Here is a 337-nt window from a genome sequence, read left to right as displayed (position 1 = left end):
CCTGTTCCTGCCTTTCGGTTTACCGGTGTCATTCCGCTGTTATGGCCGCNNNNTCTCATTCCACGCCTGACACTCAGTTCCGGGTAGGCAGTTCGCTCCAAGCTGGACTGTATGCACGAACCCCCCGTTCAGTCCGACTGCTGCGCCTTATCCGGTAACTATCGTCTTGAGTCCAACCCGGTAAGACATGCAAAAGCGCCACTGGCAGCAGCCACTGGTAACTGATTTAGAGGAGATGGACTTGAAGTTATGCGCCGGTTAAGGCTAAACTAAACGAACNNGTTTTGGTGACTGTGCTCCTCCAAGCCAGTTACCTCGGTTCAAAGAGTTGGTAGCT

At 53.2% G+C, this 337-nt stretch carries 1 protein-coding gene; it reads left to right on the top strand.

What is annotated here, in order from left to right; all coding sequences use genetic code 11:
- The first annotated feature begins 111 nt into the window (after window positions 1–111).
- Window positions 112–225, top strand: coding sequence for a replication initiation protein (locus tag VZP09_RS24790; RefSeq protein ID WP_071789001.1), 114 nt, complete (start codon window positions 112–114; stop codon window positions 223–225).
- Window positions 226–337 lie beyond the last annotated feature (112 nt).

It is taken from the genome of Klebsiella sp. EMBS2024, assembly GCF_036233805.1.
Lineage (GTDB): Bacteria > Pseudomonadota > Gammaproteobacteria > Enterobacterales > Enterobacteriaceae > Klebsiella > Klebsiella pneumoniae.
The sequence above is the reverse complement of the archived record's forward strand: the minus strand, read 5'-3'. Positions and strand labels throughout refer to the sequence as shown.

What these genes read in the sequence shown, in the direction of transcription:
- VZP09_RS24790 (WP_071789001.1), top strand. Translation starts at nt 112, where the DNA reads ATGCACGAACCCCCCGTTCAGTCCGACTGCTGCGCCTTATCCGGTAAC.